Genomic DNA, 16667 nt, shown 5'->3' with positions numbered 1-16667 from the left:
TATCAATATTACTTTTCACTCACTATATATCAATGCCAAGCTTTGATAAACAGAACTTTTGAGAAACAGGATTAATGGGCAGTAGACTCGTCTTTATGACGTATCTTATTGATAACCGTAAATAGCGCAACGATAGCCGCACCAATAATAAAGCCGATAACGCCATTTAATAAGGCAGTGGTAAAGCTTTCAAACACGCCAGTCAAATGCGCAATATCTTCAACTTCATGGTGTAAAAAGTTGATGCCGTGTACCAAAATACCGCCACCAACTAAAAACATGGCTAAGGTACCAGCGATTGATAAAAACTTCATCAGTTTGGGGGCTGCCGCAAAGAAGACCTTCCCGACTTTTTGAGTAAAATCGCCATCTTTCTCCATCATATGCAAGCCTAAGTCGTCGATTTTAACGATGCCCGCGACCAAACCATAAATACCAACAGTAATACCGATGGCTAAAATCGACAGCACCAAACTACGTTGTAACAAGGTAGCGGTTGCCGTCGCACCTAGCGCAATGACAATAATTTCTGCTGATAAAATAAAATCGGTACGCACCGCCCCTTTGATTTTTTCTTTTTCAAAGGCGACCAAATCAACGTTTTTATCAGCGTTGGCTTGCCGACGGGCATTTTGCTCTTCATCATCTGGCAGGGCATGCGGCCAAAAGCGATGAATCACTTTTTCAGCGCCTTCATAAACCAAAAACAAGCCGCCACACATCAGCAGAAAGGTGATTAAAGGTGGGTAAATGGCGCTGATAAGGATAGCTGCTGGCACCAAAATAAGCTTATTAATAAACGAGCCTTTGGCAACCGCCCAAACGACTGGCAGTTCACGATTTGCTGTGACGCCGGTGACCTGCTCGGCATTCAACGCCAAATCATCACCCAATACCCCCGCAGTTTTTTTGGCGGCGACCTTCGTCATGACCGAAACGTCATCGAGTATCACACTGATATCATCAAGTAGGGTTAATAAACTGGCACCAGCCATAGGGTCTCCTTAGAAAGTTAGAAAGTTAGAAAGTTAGAAAGAAAAATAATAATAGAAAAATTATTTTAATGAATAATTTAATGTTGATGACAGTAGCCTACCTAGACATAAACCTAGATGAAATAGTGCAAATGTATTTTATATCAGCTTTTTAATGGCTATCTGTAAATAATACATTTGCCGATAATATTTACCGTTAGTAAAGTTGGCAATGTCAACAAATAGCCTTTGGTGGTTATTTCTAAAAATATGTTAATATAACCAGTATTGCTACTTATCTTTTATTATCAATAAATTGCACCTCATCCTTGAAATATATCGCGCTGACAACAAAATCTAGCGTATATGGGATAAGCGTTCATACACCATCTATGTCCCTGTTTTTATATCTATATCTTGCTTAGGCATCATCGCCTAAAGGAAATATCTATGTTTTTACCTTCTTTCTCTAAACCTACCCCTGCTCGCGCTCTGTTTTCTCGCAAGCCTTTATCGCGGATGATGATGGGCGCATTGCTGGTCGCGATTGCCGCAGGCTGCTCGAATAATGCAGCTGATGCAACCAGCAATACAGGTATCGTCAATAGCGCTAATGCCAAAGTCAGCACCGCACAAGTCGCCGATAATGATGCAGCAGTGGTCAAAGCCTTACAAACAAATCTAAAAGCCTCAGGGATTGAAGAAGAAATCATTTCAGCCGTACCAACGGATATGGACGATATTTACTGGGTAACGGCATCGGGCTTACCATCGTTTTTTACCGATAAATCTGGCAAACATATTATCCAAGGACAAATCATCGCCGTTGGGCAAGAAGCGCCAGTTGATATCAGTGGCGCTTTGGTTGCCAAAGCCGCGCAAGACGCTCTAAAAACGGTCGATAAAAAAGACATGGTTATTTATCCAGCAAAAGGCGCCACTAAATCAGTTGTTTATGCCTTTACTGATGCCGACTGCCCTTACTGCACCAAGCTTCATGAAGAAATGAGCGATATCAATGCACGCGGTATTGAAGTGCGTTATTTGGCATGGCCACGCAGCGAAGGCAGTATCCCAAAAATGGAAGCGATTTGGTGTAGCGAAGATCGCAAGGCGGCGATGGACCAGGCAAAAATGGGCGCTAATGTCCAAGCGCCTAGCTGTAATAACCCAGTAAAAGAGCAAATCGAGCTTGGAATGTCGTTAGGAGTACGCGGCACGCCTGCTATCTTTACCGAGTCTGGCCAACAAATCGGCGGCTATCTACCCGCGGCGCAATTGGCGCAAACAGCGATTGATGCCAGCTAGTCCTCTCCCCTCATATTGTTGACTTTAGCGACAGTGAGATTGGGTAGACGCCACAAGCGCTTATCGGTATGATACGATGAAGCGCTAGGTAAAATTAGCGATGTATTTTTATACTTTTCTTCTTTATATCAGCCTCATTTATAAGCACTTTTATATAAGTCTTTTTATGTAAGCGCTGTCATAGAAGCATTTTTATCCAACTCTATAATCTCTTGAGGATACTGTGAGCAAATCCATCAAACTAGCGATACTTGGTCTGGGCACCGTCGGAACGGGCGTGATCAATCTAATCAATGACAATTTAGATGAGTTAAAACGCCGTAGCGGACGCGACATTGTGATTACCGAAGTCGGTACCCGTCGTCAGCGCGATGATATCGACGCTACCATCGTACAAAATAGTGACTTGATGGCAACCGCTGCCAGTGACAATGTCGATATTGTCATCGAAGTGATTGGCGGTACGACCTTGGCTAAAGATGTGATTATGCATGCCATTAAACACGGCAAACATGTGGTCACTGCCAATAAAGCCTTGCTCGCCGAACACGGCAATGAGATTTTCGCCTTTGCCGAAGCCCATAATGTACACGTTGCTTATGAAGCGGCGGTGGCAGGTGGTATTCCAATTATCAAAGTCATGCGTGAAGGCCTTGCTGCCAATAAGATTGAGTGGTTAGCTGGTATTATCAATGGCACTGGCAACTTTATCATGACTGAAATGCGTGATAAAGGTCGCCCGTTCGCCGATGTTTTAAGCGAAGCACAAGCGCTTGGTTACGCCGAAGCCGACCCAACCTTTGATGTCGAAGGCATTGATGCGGCGCATAAGCTTGCGCTACTTGCCTCTATTGCCTTTGGGATTCCGCTACAGTTTGACAAAGTTTACTGCGAAGGTATCACAGGTATTACCTTGCAAGATGTCAACTACGCCGAAGAGCTTGGCTACCGTATCAAACATCTAGGCTTTGCGGTACGCCGCGAAGGTAACGGTTCAGGTGATGGCCAAGGAAATAACGGCGCGGCTGGTATCGAGCTGCGTGTTCATCCAACCCTCATTCCACAGAACGCCCTACTTGCCAACGTTAATGGCGTAAAAAATGCGGTATTAGTCAACTCGCACCCACTTGGTCAGACGCTATATTGCGGTGATGGCGCTGGTGCTGGAGCAACGGCTTCTGCGGTCATGGCCGATGTCATGGATTTGGTTCGCGTTCTTGGTAGTAAAGATAGCAACAATGAAAGCACGAACGGTCACCATGTGCCGCATCTAGCGTTTATCCCAGAGCAATTATCAGACACACCCATCTTGCGCGCTGAGCAAATGATTACTGGTTATTATCTGCGCGTGCATGCGCATGACAATCCAGGCGTTTTGGCGGATATTACTCGTATTTTGAGTGACGCGGGTATCAATATCGATGCCATTTTACAAAAACCTTCGCATAAGCTTGGTCAAGTACCAGTGATTATCTTGACCCTACCTGTGGTGGAAAGTCAGATGAATCTGGCGATTGAAAAAATCGAGAAGCTCGATACCATTACAGATAAAGTCGTCCGTATTCGCTTAGACGAGCTGGCGTAATCTATCCAGCGATTCATCTATAAACGTGTGACCTTAGCTAAAAACTTTTTTTTAATGACTAAAAAACTTTCGTTTCAAATACCGAAAAAGGAAAAATAACGATGTCAAACGATGCAATTGTAATTTTAAATGGCGCCCGTACTCCGATGGGTGGTTTTCAAGGCGCTTTAAAGGACGTCAGCGCGACTGAACTTGGCGCAACCGCTATCAAGGCAGCCGTTGCGCGTTCAGGCGTGAGCGTTGATAATATTGATGAAGTCATCATGGGCTGTATCTTGACCGCTGGTCTTGGTCAAGGCCCTGCCCGTCAAGCCATGCGTAAAGCAGGTCTAAATGATGCCACGGGTGCCGTTACCATTAATAAACTTTGTGGTTCTGGCCTAAAAGCGGTCATGCAAGCGCACGATGGTATCAAAGCGGGCAGCTTTAACGTCGCAGTGGCGGGCGGCATGGAATCAATGACCAATGCCCCTTACATCATGCCAGGGTCACGCGGTGGTTACCGTATGGGTCATAAAGAAGTCAAAGACCATATGTTCTTAGACGGTCTAGAAGATGCCGAAACCGGCAAATTAATGGGGCAGTTCGCGCAAGAAATGGCCGATGAAAAAGGCTATAGCCGTGAGCAAATGGACGAATTTGCTATTGAATCGCTAAACCGTGCATTGACAGCGATTAAAGACGACCATTTTAAAGATGAAATCGAGCCTGTCACTTTCAAATCGCGTAAAGGCGAGCAAACGGTTGATACTGACGAGCAGCCTGCACTTGCCAATGCTGAGCGCATTCCTACCCTGCGCCCTGCTTTTGCAAAAGAAGGAACGATTACAGCGGCAAACGCCAGCTCAATCTCAGACGGCGCTGCGGCGGTTGTGATGATGAAAGAATCACAAGCTAAAGCCGAAGGTTTGGATTATCAAGCGCGTATTGTTGCCACCGCTTCTAACTCGCGTCATCCAAGTGAATTTACTATTGCTCCGATTGGCGCCATTGAAAAAGTTCTGGACAAGGCGGGTTGGTCAATTGCAGACGTCGATTTATGGGAAATCAATGAAGCCTTTGCGATGGTGACCATGGCAGCAATGGATGAGCTAAATATCGACCACGCTAAAGTCAACGTCGAAGGCGGCGCTTGTGCCCTTGGCCATCCGGTTGGCTGCTCTGGCGCGCGTATCTTAGTCACCCTTATCAACTCGCTTAAACGTACTGGTGGTAAAAAAGGCGTTGCAACCTTATGTATCGGTGGTGGCGAAGCTGTTGCCGTTGCCATTGAACTGGCTTAAGTTTAAGCCAATTCAACGTTTGAGCTTTTAAAATTGAAATTCTGATTTAAAATACCGACTTATTTTCTTAAAATTTTAAGACCGCATAGCTACTAGCTGTGCGGTTTTTTTATACCTAAAAATGACAAATACCGCAAAGCGGTGAACACGCTGTAAGAAAGCCTTAACTTAATTTTATATAGTAACGGCGTCATTTACAGCCTATTACACGCAATTACTTCAAGCGCACACTTTGCTACCTTGCTCATATATCGTATCGAAAAACCTGCTGCTACGATAATAACAAGTTGATGGAGAGGCTGCTTATTAACGATAGCTAGTCCTTAATGATAGCGAGATTCTATTAATAACCACGGAAATATCTTCTTCATCTAATCTTGTTGATTTATAAAATCAAAATCTAAGTTTAAACAAGTTCAAAAGAAATAGACGACAGTTTTTTAGCAACGCAAATTTTTACTGCATTGCAATTTTATAAAAAATAATTATTAATCCAAACAAATAAATTTACTCATAAAAAAGGAAGACAATAATGAGCCAACTAATTCGTTTAAGAGATATCCAAGCAACTCACCGTGACCTAATTGGTGATGACTATTATGACCCAACAGGTAAAACTGCTTATGGCGTCAATGAAGAAAAAATCGGTAAAATCGAAGGTGCGCTAGTAGAAGATACTACTGGTCGTATTCGTTATTTAATCGTTGATGCAGGCGGTTGGTTCAGCTCAAAAGAAGTTCTAGTGCCAGCAGGTCTCGCTCGTATCGTCGGTGATGACGTTTTCTTTGATAGTTTAACGCAAGCACAAGTAGAAGCGATGGAAGTATACGATCACGATTATCAGTACAGCTATAAAGAGCAGTACGAAAAAGATCGTCAATCATTCGCTGCTGATACTGTGCCAGAAGCAGAACGTATGGAAATCGCTGACCACGCTTATAATGCGCCAAATACCCTAGAGCTATTGGAAGAGCGTTTGACAGTGAATAAAGACCGCATCGTTGCAGGCTTAGTAAAAGTTGGTAAGCACGTCGTTACTGAAGAGCGCAACATTGATGTTGACCTTGAAGAAGAGCATGCCAACATTCAGCGTACCAACGTAGATCGTCCAACCGATCGCCGTATCGGTGATGTAGATGGCAATCAAACGGTCGAGGTTCAATTAGAAGCAGAACGTGCTCGCGTCAATAAAGAAACCTATGTCGCTGAAGAAGTAAACGTCGGTAAAACTACCGAACGTCATACTGAAACCATCGCTGAAACCATTCAACGTGAAGAATTAGATATCGATGGTGATGGTAATGTGGTTGACCGCGAAGGTAACCTTTTTGACCGCGATGATATTACTGCCGAAGACGTCCGCCGTGCTCGTGGTATGTAATACGCAATACTTTCGCACTTTGCATCATTTTTAAGAAAGATTTCTTAAATTAAGAAATAATCATTAGAAAAAAAACCGTTAAATGTGCATTATGCGATAGTAATGAGCAGCTGAGTGACAAGCTCAGTGACTAAGACCAGAGCTTGCCTCTGGTCTTTTTTTATACCTCTTTTTAAGCCACATCATCATTTAAGGAACACTACCATGATTAACGACGACAAAAAAATTGACCCACGACAAACGCATCAACGCTCACCTTTGGCAACTGACCCTACTTCGCATTTAGAGCAAATTGCCAATTATAGCGGTGAGAACAAATTGCCTGCGCCAGATTTGTCCGCTACGGATTTATCCAATACTCATCAGCAGCAAACTGCGTCGAGTATTACACAACAAGGCTTAGCAAATAATTTATCTGCTAATTTAGCAAACCATCAAACCGATACAGGCAATGGTGGCTATTTAGAATTATTAGAAGAGCGTCCTGTCATTAATAAAGAACGCTTAGATGTTGGCAAAGTGACGGTAACCAAGCACAGACGCACCAAAACCATTGAGGTGCCTATTGAGCTGGTAGAAGAATATATTACCGTGCGTACCGACTATCAAGACGTACAGAGTCAGGATTTGCTATCAGGTGATTATGATGATAAGGACATATTGCGTCATGTTGAGCCGTCACTAGATAGTAAAGCAGTCGTGACCATCAATGGCAAGCAGGTTGAGATTGGTGACGCGCCGATTGAGATTATCTTATCGCGTCAGGTAGCGACGATTACCAAAGACACTCATGTGATTCAAGAAATAGAGATTAATAAAACCACGCATACCCATACCGATAGCATTCAAGTAGCGCTCCAACACGAAGAACTAGACGTTAAAGAAGAAGGTTATCTAGCCCATGAGCAACAAAGCAATGCCGCTGATAAAAAATAGCGTTTATAAAAAATAGGCTGATAAAGCATAAAGCGTTTTTGTAAGCAGTCGTAAGACCAAACCAAAAAAAAAGCAACGTTAACGTTGCTTTTTTTATGCGAGGTATTTGTTGTTAGGCGGCTGTTTCTGCCGTTTTAGTTTCAGACGCTGGTGATGTTTTACATTCATAAGTACTGACGTTTTCTGAATCGGCGCCAGCGGTACGCATCACGCCAGTTTCACGATCTTCATGCGCCACGCGCCACTGGATAAAGCCTTCACCACCGTCAAATGAAGTATCAAGATTGAAAACTTCAGGGTTGGTCGCATCATTGGTTTTGGTCAGAGTTACCGTACCTTGAGCAGTCTCAAGAATCACTTGTTTGTCAGCGTCTTTGTAAGTCGCTTCAACGGCTAGTGCCGGTGAACATGAGTAGCTCATTTGCTTGACGCCAGAATTAACAGACGCTACGGTATCCTCTTCCACATCGCTGACTGGCGCATCTACCACCACATCACTTGGCTCAGCAGGCTCTGCGGACATAGGCACCGATTGCTCTTCACTGATACTGTCTTCTAGGCTTGGTTCTGGCTCCTGCTGTTGTTGACAAGCACTAATTGTCATCGCGCCAGCGAGCAGACCTGCAACAATGACAGAGGTACGAAATTGTTTTAATAATTCTATATTCATGACACTCTCCAAAAAAATATGTTAAACACTATAGCGTGTATGTAAATTCACGCCTATGCTGAATTTGTAATTAATCACCACAAAATTGCTGTTACTTTTATATTCTTAATAGTTAGACCATTTGTTAACACAGTCAAAATATTAACAGAGCCAAACTAACTTAAAAACGCTAAAGATTAAAAGTAAAAGATGCTGCTAGAATAATTTTTCCTATCGAAATTCTTATGGCTATAAATCTTATCGCTATAAAAAAGTCCCTATCTAAATAAGACAGGGACTTTTTATCATAGCTTAACAATTTTTGATTATCAATATTTAGATTTTACCGTGACATTGTTTATACTTTAGGCCTGAACCACAAGGACATGGCGCGTTACGGCTTATATTCATCCCAGTGTATGGGTCAGGCTCACTGGCATTGTTGCTACCACTGCCCGCGATAGACCCTGCTGTTACGCCAGCAGCAACGCTACGGTTTTGCGCCGCTGGTCGCTCTACGCCGCCATCCATATTGTCGATATCACTGTGCTCAAACTGCATTTGCATGTGCGCGGCGTTTTCACGCTGCTGAGCTTCTAACGCTTCTAACTCTTCTTTGGTTGGGATATGGACGCGTGATAAATCTTGTACGGTTTCAGATTTAATCGCACCAAGCATCATTTGGAACAGCTCAAACGATTCACGCTTATATTCTTGCTCAGGATTTTTTTGCGCATAACCACGCAGATGGATACCTTTACGTAGCTGATCCATTTGGGTTAAATGCTCTTTCCAATGCTTATCCAAACTTTGTAGCATAAAATGACGCTCAAGCTGGGCGGCATCTTTTTCGCCCATTTGCTCACGGCGGGCATGATAGCGATCCAATGCCGTTTGGATGATTTTGGCACGTAAGCCTTCTTCATCTAGGCGGCGGTCTTCATCCAGCCAATCGTTAATCGGCATGGAAATTTTAAACTCATCTTCAAGCTCATCTTCTAAGCCGTCGATATTCCACTGATCATCGATAGAGCCTGGCGGAATAAACTGATCAATCATGGCGTTATAAACTTCATGATGCATGACTTCGATGGCCTCCAATAAATCCATCTCTGCCAGTAAATCATCGCGCTGACCATAGATAACTTTACGCTGCTCATTGGCGACGTCATCGTATTTCAATAGGTTTTTACGGGCATCAAAGTCACGACTTTCGACTTTACCTTGCGCATTTTCAATCGATTTTGAAACCATTTTATGCTCGATAGCTTCATCTTCTTTTAGACCCATCGCCCGCATCATATTGACGACGCGATCACCGGCGAAGATACGCATCAAGTCATCTTCAAGCGATAAGAAAAAGCGCGACATCCCAGGGTCACCTTGACGACCGGCTCGACCACGCAACTGGTTATCGATACGGCGTGATTCATGACGCTCCGAACCAATGATATGCAGACCACCTGCTGCAACGACTTGGTCATGCTTGACCTGCCATTCTGCTTTTAGGCGCGCCATCTCTTCCGGACTGACCGCATCAATATCTTCGATAAACGACTGCCAATTACCGCCCAAGATAATATCGGTACCACGGCCTGCCATATTGGTGGCGATGGTAACCGCTTTGGGACTACCCGCCTGCGCAATAATCTCTGCTTCGCGCTCATGCTGCTTGGCGTTTAGGACATTGTGCTTGATGCCTTCTTGATCGAGCAGGTAAGACAACTCTTCACTGGCCTCAATCGTCGCCGTACCAACTAAGACCGGCGCACCTTTGGCTTGAATCTCTTTAATCTCGCGGATAATACCCTTATATTTCCCTAACTTGGTTAAGAAAATTTGGTCATCCATATCGATACGCGCAATCGGCTCGTGCGTTGGAATCACGATGACGTCTAAATCATACGTTGATTTAAATTCTGCTGCTTCGGTATCAGCGGTACCGGTCATACCGGATAGTTTGTCATACAGACGGAAATAGTTCTGGAAAGTCGTCGTCGCAAGGGTTTGGTTCTCTGCTTGAATCTCAACGTTTTCTTTGGCTTCTACCGCTTGGTGCAGACCTTCTGACCAACGGCGACCGGGCATGGTACGACCGGTGTTTTCATCAACGATAATCACTTCGCCGTCATCAACGATATAATGAACGTTTTTGACAAACACATGATGGGCACGGATTGCCGCTTGTACGTGAGCGAGTAGCGGTAAACGACTTGGGCTATATAAACTTTCGTTTTCGCCAAGCTCACCGACTTCGATTAAGAAGCGCTCAATTTTCTCATAGCCTTTTTCGCTGATTTCGATTTGACGATTTTTTTCATCAATCCAAAAATCTTCGTCTTCGTTATTTTTATTGGCTTCTTCATCTTTTGAGCGTTTAAGCCGTGGGATAATGGTATTAATCAGCGCATACATACGTGATGAATCTTCGGCTTGACCCGAGATAATTAGCGGCGTTCGCGCTTCATCGATTAAGATAGAGTCAATTTCATCAATAATGCAGTAATTTAGCGGGCGCTGTTTTTTCTCAGCTAAGCTAAAGACCATGTTATCGCGCAGATAATCAAAGCCATATTCGTTATTGGTACCGTACGTGATATCGGCTTGATACGCGTCGATTTTTTCTTGGGGTGGCTGCTGCGAATAAATAACGCCGACCGTCATACCCAAAAAGCCAAATAATGGGCGGTTTAACTCGGCATCACGCGCCGCCAAATAATCGTTGACCGTGACCAAATGCACGCCTTTGCCACTAATAGCGTTTAGATACATCGCCAAGGTACCCATTAAGGTTTTACCCTCACCGGTTTTCATCTCAGCGATTTTGCCTTCGTGCAAGGTGATACCGCCGATGAGCTGCACGTCGTAGTGACGCATACCATTGACGCGTAAGGAAGCCTCGCGGCAGACGGCAAACGCTTCTGGTAATAAGGCGTCTAAGCTTTCACCGTTTTGGTGTCTTTCTTTAAATTCTGCGGTTTTTTGTTGTAATTGCTCATCAGACAGGGCTTGAATGTCAGCCTCATATGCGTTGATTTTGCTGACCACGCGGCGCATGCGCTTGAGTTCGCGGTCATTTTTGGTGCCAACGACACTGCCTATAATCTTTGATAACATAATTTTTTGACCTATGGAAATATTCGATAATTAGTGCGCATTCGCCAAGGGTTTATATACTGCCGCTTGGTCATTTCAATGCTGACAATCATCACTGACTAAATACCTTTTAATAACTTACTGATTAATAACGCCCTGATTGTCAAAATGCGGATTAACAAAGCACGCAATAATAAGGTACTGACTAATGATGAGTCGCTTAATGAAGTATCGCCCAATTAAGTGTGCCGTCATTATATATGGTTATGACGCCGATGGATACAAGGGCAGCGAGTAGATATTTGCCGACGTAAAAAGGTCGCTGAACGTGTTAAAATAGCGCTTATATCCTTCATTTAACAGCTGTTTCGCGCCATTAATAAACGCAACTATCTGACAGCATTCATCGCTAATTTATTCTAAAAAACAGCCATTGTTTCTAAGCAAACCCATTTAAGCATCATAAGAGATTCTGCATGACCGTAAAACCAACCGCGCAAAACCCTAACGCTTTAACATCTGATACATCTAAAACCTTAAAAGCTAAACACGTAAAAACTGAGCATTTAAATAACGATCAGTTGCTAATCGGCGACGCTATTTATCATTTAGCCGACCATACGCCAATGATGGTGCAATATCTGACCATGAAAGCCAACTATCCACAAGCGTTATTGCTGTACCGGATGGGTGATTTTTATGAGTTATTTTTTGAGGATGCCAAACGAGCGGCGCAGATACTCGATATTACCCTAACCCGCCGTGGTACCGATAAAGCCGGTAACACCATTGCGATGGCTGGCGTGCCGTTCCATGCAGCCGATAGCTATATGGCGCGGCTGATTGTGGCTGGGCAAACCGTGGTTGTTTGTGAGCAAATTGACGATTCAGTTACTAGCAACCCGTCCAATATGCCTAAGATGGGCGATAAGCAGAAAAAAGATAAAAGTAAATCGGCGGCTGGTAGCATCATGCGCCGTGAAGTGGTTAAAACCTTGACCGCCGGCACCATCACCGATGACGCCCTCATTGCGCCCAATCATACGCCAACCGTCGTTGCGATTGATATCGAAACTCCTAAAGCGAATAGTAAACAACCTTTGCAGGCTGCCATCAGCCAAATGGACTTGGCTGCTGGGACATTAACGACGCAAACACTCAGCGCGCATCACAACGATATTGAAGGTTTGCAAGCTCAAATGCTGACGGTGCTGGCACGCTTTGCCCCGAGTGAATGTATTATTAGTGAAGCGCTCGGTGATAGTAATGGTAGTCGTGATGGTAGCGGCGAAACGTGGCTATTATGGCTACGTCAAAGTTTGGACTGCCCTATTATAGAAGTGGCAGCCAATGACTTTCATCGTCAGCATGCCAATGAAACCCTTTGTCAACAATTTGATGTGCAACGCCTCGATGGGCTTGGTATTAGCGATATGCCATTGGCGCAATCTAGCTGTGCCGCCCTTATTCACTATGCACGGCAAACCCAGCAGCGCCATATACCACAGCTGAATCAACTTATCGTCGAATATAGGGACGATTATTTAATTATTGATGCCAATAGCCAGCAAAACCTTGAACTTTTTACCCCGGTGAGTAGCAATGGGACGTCACTGATATCGGTCGTCAATCACTGCCAGACGCCGATGGGACGACGCTTACTTGTGCAGCAGATGAAACGCCCGCTACGCCAACATTCGCAAATTAATTTGCGATTAGATGCAATTACTAGTCTTTTGCAGACAAATAATCAAGCTAGCGACAACAAGCGGACTAATAAAAATTTAGCAAACAGCTCATTAGTGAGTGATTTACGCGAAACCTTAAATACCATCGGTGATATTGAGCGAATCAGTAGCCGAATCGGGCTGATGAGCGCCAAACCGTGTGACCTGCGTAAGCTCGCCGACGGTATTACTAGTAGTACCCAACTTACTACCCTACTGAGCAATGCAGGTATCAGTCATGAGCAGGCAGGACTGTTGCCTATGCTGTTGCAGCAATTGCCCGAGCAGCTACCGGCGGTACAATTCGTCGCCGAGCTGATTGAGCGCGCTATTGTCATAGAGCCACCTGCTCATATCCGAGATGGTGGCATGCTAGCCGCTGGCTATGACGAAGAGTTTGACCGTCTTACCCATCTGCATGACAATATCCAAGTGACCTTGGATGAGATGCTAGAACGCGCTCGTATCAATAACCAATTGCCTAGCTTAAAAGTAGGCTTTAATAAAGTCAGCGGTTTTTATTTTGAATTGCCTAAAATGCAGGCAAAAAATGCACCGGCGCATTTTATCCGTCGGCAAACGCTCAAAAGCAGCGAGCGCTTTATCACCGATGAGTTAAAGGAAGTTGAGACCGAATATTTAAGCGCGCAGTCATTAGCTCTAACTCGTGAAAAGCAACTGTATAATGAACTGTTAACCATATTAGGTAGCCACTTGGCTGAATTGCAACAACTGAGCGCTGCCATCGCGCAATTAGATGTGCTTAGTAATTGGGCACAACTTGCAAAGGCTTATAACTGGCAACGTCCAGTCATGAGTAATGGCTCACAAGATGACGACTTACTGAAAGATGGCAACTTGTCAAAAAACGGCAGCCAAACCAGTATCGATATTAAACAAGGTCGTCATGTCGTCGTCGAAGCTGCGTTAAATCCAAATAACACTGCCATTCAAAGCAAAACAACCAAACATAGCGGCCAATTTGTTGCCAATGATTGTGCGCTTGGTGGTGAGGAAAATCCTGAAAGATTGCTTATGATTACTGGGCCTAATATGGGCGGTAAATCAACCTATATGCGCCAAACCGCGCTCATTGTTCTACTGGCTCATTGCGGCAGTTTTGTCCCAGCAGTGAGTGCGCAGATTGGTGATATCGACCGGATTTTTACCCGAATTGGTTCAGCAGATGATTTGGCAGGCGGCAAGTCGACCTTTATGGTTGAAATGATTGAAACCGCCAATATCCTCAACCAAGCGACCAATAAATCGCTCGTACTCATGGATGAAGTCGGACGCGGCACGGCAACCACTGATGGATTAGCAATCGCCCATGCGTGCGTCAATAGATTGGTTGAGATTGGCTGCCTGACATTATTTGCCACCCATTATTTTGAATTGACGCAATTGGTCAACCCTGCTGCCAACCAACACACTAGCACTAGCATCCGAAATGTCCATGTCGCTGCCAGTGAAGTCGATGGGCAACTGCTACTACTGCACCAAATCAAAGATGGCGCAGCAAGCTCTAGCTTTGGACTTCATGTCGCAAAAATGGCCGGTATCCCTACGCAGGTATTAAATGATGCTAAGCGGTATTTAGTAGATAACTTAAAAGCTGAGAGTACCAAGACCATTGATGATAAAAATGAATTAGCTAAGTCAGTAAAGGATGAAAGAGCGCGGACTTATCATAGTGAATCAGAAAACACAAAGGAAGACAGCGTTCACTTAAGGCAAAGTAGTGTTGCTATTCCACAGCAAAATCAATTATTTAGCTTACAAGACGAGCTGGCAGCCATCAACCCTGACAACCTAACACCCAAGCAAGCGCACGATTTACTGTATCATTTAAAGGAAATCATTAGTCAGTAAAGGGATTTGTCAAATAGCCGTAAAAGCGCTAAAATATGTCTTATTTTTCAGCTAATGTACTTACAATCGTAATTGTACTTTGCCAAACCAATAACAGGTAGACATCACTATGACCTTTGTCGTTACAGATAACTGCATTCTTTGCAAATACACCGACTGTGTGGAAGTCTGTCCTGTGGACTGCTTTTATGAAGGCCCGAACTTCCTCGCTATTGACCCTGATGAGTGTATCGACTGCGCGCTATGCGAGCCTGAATGCCCCGCCAATGCGATATTTTCAGAAGATGAAGTACCAAAAGGGCAAGAAGTGTTTATTCAGCTAAATGAAGAGCTGGCGCAAAAATGGCCAAACATTACTGAGATGAAAGGTCAATTGCCAGAAGCGGCAAAGTGGGATGGTGTGGAAGGTAAGATTCAGTATTTAGAGAAGTAGATAACCATACATTATTATCAAAAATCTAATACTTCAAATTTAAAAAAAGCCAAACGTTATGTTTGGCTTTTTACTTATGCACATATAATAGTCTAAGGTCGCAAATCGACAATATCTATCACTTGCTGATGCGTGATGTCTATTAAGACCACCATATCTTGCTCATAAGCCACTAAGGGTAGCCAGCCAGTCGCTGCTGGGTAGTCGATCATAACGCTATCGACGCTTTGAGTGGAGTTATTCTTCGACAGCTCAGTCAAGTCATGAGCTTTGGCTGCCATAATAGCCCACTGATTATCTAATGGTTCGTACAGGTTGGGCTGCTTACTCGGTGCAACTCCAGTCTCTAACTCTGAGAATAAGCGCTCACTTCTCTCCTCTGCATTTGCTACCGCTCTGACAGCAACATATTTCGGTACGCCCCAACCTAGCGTACCATAAGAGCTCTCAGCTTCATCTAGACTTTCTTTTGGTATTTCATTAGCTTGAACGACTTCAAAGCGTAGCGTATCAAAAGCAATATAGACAGGCCTGCTATGAGCAATGTTATACATGCCATAGATAAAAGCTGCAAGCTGTAAAATAATAATGACTGCCAAATCAAACTTTAATGACTTTTTATCCGGTTTGGCAACGATTAAAGTTAGTAAGGGACCAAGCACAGCGTCAATGACCAGCATCATGATAAATATATGAGTCACACCAACTGCTTTCGCAAGCGGTGCAGGATGCCATACCATAAATACCAAATATAAACTAACCACAGCAATAAAGATAGAAATACCTAAATGGTATCCGAAGGCTTTTAGACGAAACTTTAGAGAGGAATTTAGCATAAGTTACATCAATATTTTATGTATAGATAGAGCGCTTATATCAGTTATCACAGTTTTAAATAAAATGATATAAACAATTTTAGTTTTGGCAACTAGTTGGTAGCTTATCTCTACCTATTGTACCACTACACACCCATTGAATGACTTGTTGGTTATTCAGTGTGTTTATTTCGGGCGTTAATACCAGCGTTTTACCAGCGATATTTCCAGCATCAAAACTGATAATGATAACACCTGTATTTGGTGCGACTTTAACCCCATTCTCAGAAACGTATTTGCCATCAAGTGCATCAGCCTGTCTACCGATAATTCCTGTGACAGCAACCTCTGTTGCATTAGGGAAGCGTTTGTTTTCCCATACGTGTGCCGCTATCTCACTACGCAAACCACTAGAGACAGTAAAACCTTCGACTGTTTGAGATTTACCAATGTAATTTAAATAACCGGGTATGGCGATAGCTGCTAGAATACCTATTATAGCAGTAACAACCATTAGCTCTATTAAAGTGAAGCCGTTCTGTATTCTCATAACAGGTCTTCCTTATCAAAAAATTAAAAAAAGCCCTAGCAATTGCTAGGGCTTTTTT

12 protein-coding genes are annotated in these 16667 nt (G+C 43.8%); 7 read left to right on the top strand and 5 right to left on the bottom strand.

Annotated features, from left to right (window positions below; all coding sequences use genetic code 11):
- Nucleotides 1-71: 71 nt before the first annotated feature.
- A complete protein-coding gene (locus ACPEGP_RS10800) occupies nt 72-995 on the bottom strand; it encodes a DUF808 domain-containing protein (RefSeq protein ID WP_423813415.1) in 924 nt (307 codons plus the stop codon).
- A gap of 429 nt (nt 996-1424) precedes the next feature.
- On the opposite strand from ACPEGP_RS10800, the gene ACPEGP_RS10795 reads away from it, so the two are divergent.
- The 5 genes from ACPEGP_RS10795 (at nt 1425) to ACPEGP_RS10775 (ending at nt 7467) form a co-directional block, all read left to right on the top strand.
- Complete coding sequence (locus ACPEGP_RS10795) at nt 1425-2282, top strand: DsbC family protein (RefSeq protein WP_423813414.1); 858 nt, start codon at nt 1425-1427, stop codon at nt 2280-2282.
- Nucleotides 2283-2505: 223 nt separating this feature from the next.
- Nucleotides 2506-3867 carry a homoserine dehydrogenase gene (locus tag ACPEGP_RS10790; RefSeq protein WP_423813413.1) on the top strand — a complete coding sequence of 454 codons (1362 nt, stop codon included), beginning with the start codon at nt 2506-2508 and terminating at the stop codon, nt 3865-3867.
- Nucleotides 3868-3968: 101 nt separating this feature from the next.
- Complete coding sequence (locus tag ACPEGP_RS10785) at nt 3969-5150, top strand: thiolase family protein (RefSeq protein ID WP_423813412.1); 1182 nt, start codon at nt 3969-3971, stop codon at nt 5148-5150.
- Between the two features lie 532 nt (nt 5151-5682).
- Entirely contained in the window at nt 5683-6531 is an 849-nt protein-coding gene (locus ACPEGP_RS10780; protein WP_423813411.1) for a DUF2382 domain-containing protein, read from the top strand.
- Nucleotides 6532-6735: 204 nt separating this feature from the next.
- Complete coding sequence (locus ACPEGP_RS10775; RefSeq protein ID WP_423813410.1) at nt 6736-7467, top strand: YsnF/AvaK domain-containing protein; 732 nt, start codon at nt 6736-6738, stop codon at nt 7465-7467.
- Nucleotides 7468-7579: 112 nt separating this feature from the next.
- On the opposite strand, the gene ACPEGP_RS10770 is transcribed toward ACPEGP_RS10775, so the two are convergent.
- Together ACPEGP_RS10770 and secA are read right to left on the bottom strand one after the other, a co-directional pair.
- Nucleotides 7580-8137 carry a hypothetical protein gene (locus ACPEGP_RS10770; protein WP_423813409.1) on the bottom strand — a complete coding sequence of 186 codons (558 nt, stop codon included), beginning with the start codon at nt 8135-8137 and terminating at the stop codon, nt 7580-7582.
- A 315-nt stretch (nt 8138-8452) separates the two neighbouring features.
- Nucleotides 8453-11233 (bottom strand): preprotein translocase subunit SecA, encoded by a 2781-nt coding sequence (gene secA / locus ACPEGP_RS10765; RefSeq protein ID WP_423813408.1) that lies wholly within the window; start codon nt 11231-11233, stop codon nt 8453-8455.
- Nucleotides 11234-11688: 455 nt separating this feature from the next.
- Between secA and mutS the strand changes: the two genes are divergently transcribed.
- Complete coding sequence (gene mutS, locus ACPEGP_RS10760) at nt 11689-14811, top strand: DNA mismatch repair protein MutS (RefSeq protein WP_423813407.1); 3123 nt, start codon at nt 11689-11691, stop codon at nt 14809-14811.
- Between the two features lie 109 nt (nt 14812-14920).
- Nucleotides 14921-15244, top strand: a complete 324-nt coding sequence (gene fdxA, locus ACPEGP_RS10755; RefSeq protein ID WP_068406370.1) for a ferredoxin FdxA — start codon at nt 14921-14923, stop codon at nt 15242-15244.
- A gap of 92 nt (nt 15245-15336) precedes the next feature.
- On the opposite strand, the gene tfpZ is transcribed toward fdxA, so the two are convergent.
- Complete coding sequence (gene tfpZ / locus ACPEGP_RS10750; protein ID WP_423813406.1) at nt 15337-16080, bottom strand: TfpX/TfpZ family type IV pilin accessory protein; 744 nt, start codon at nt 16078-16080, stop codon at nt 15337-15339.
- A 79-nt stretch (nt 16081-16159) separates the two neighbouring features.
- Nucleotides 16160-16609: a pilin gene (locus tag ACPEGP_RS10745; protein WP_423813405.1), complete on the bottom strand. Its 450-nt coding sequence runs from the start codon at nt 16607-16609 to the stop codon at nt 16160-16162.
- Nucleotides 16610-16667: the final 58 nt, after the last annotated feature.

Origin of the sequence: Psychrobacter sp. 219-2-C (assembly GCF_049560815.1) — a bacterium.
GTDB lineage: Bacteria > Pseudomonadota > Gammaproteobacteria > Pseudomonadales > Moraxellaceae > Psychrobacter > Psychrobacter faecalis.
This window is presented reverse-complemented; position numbering and strand designations above follow the sequence as displayed.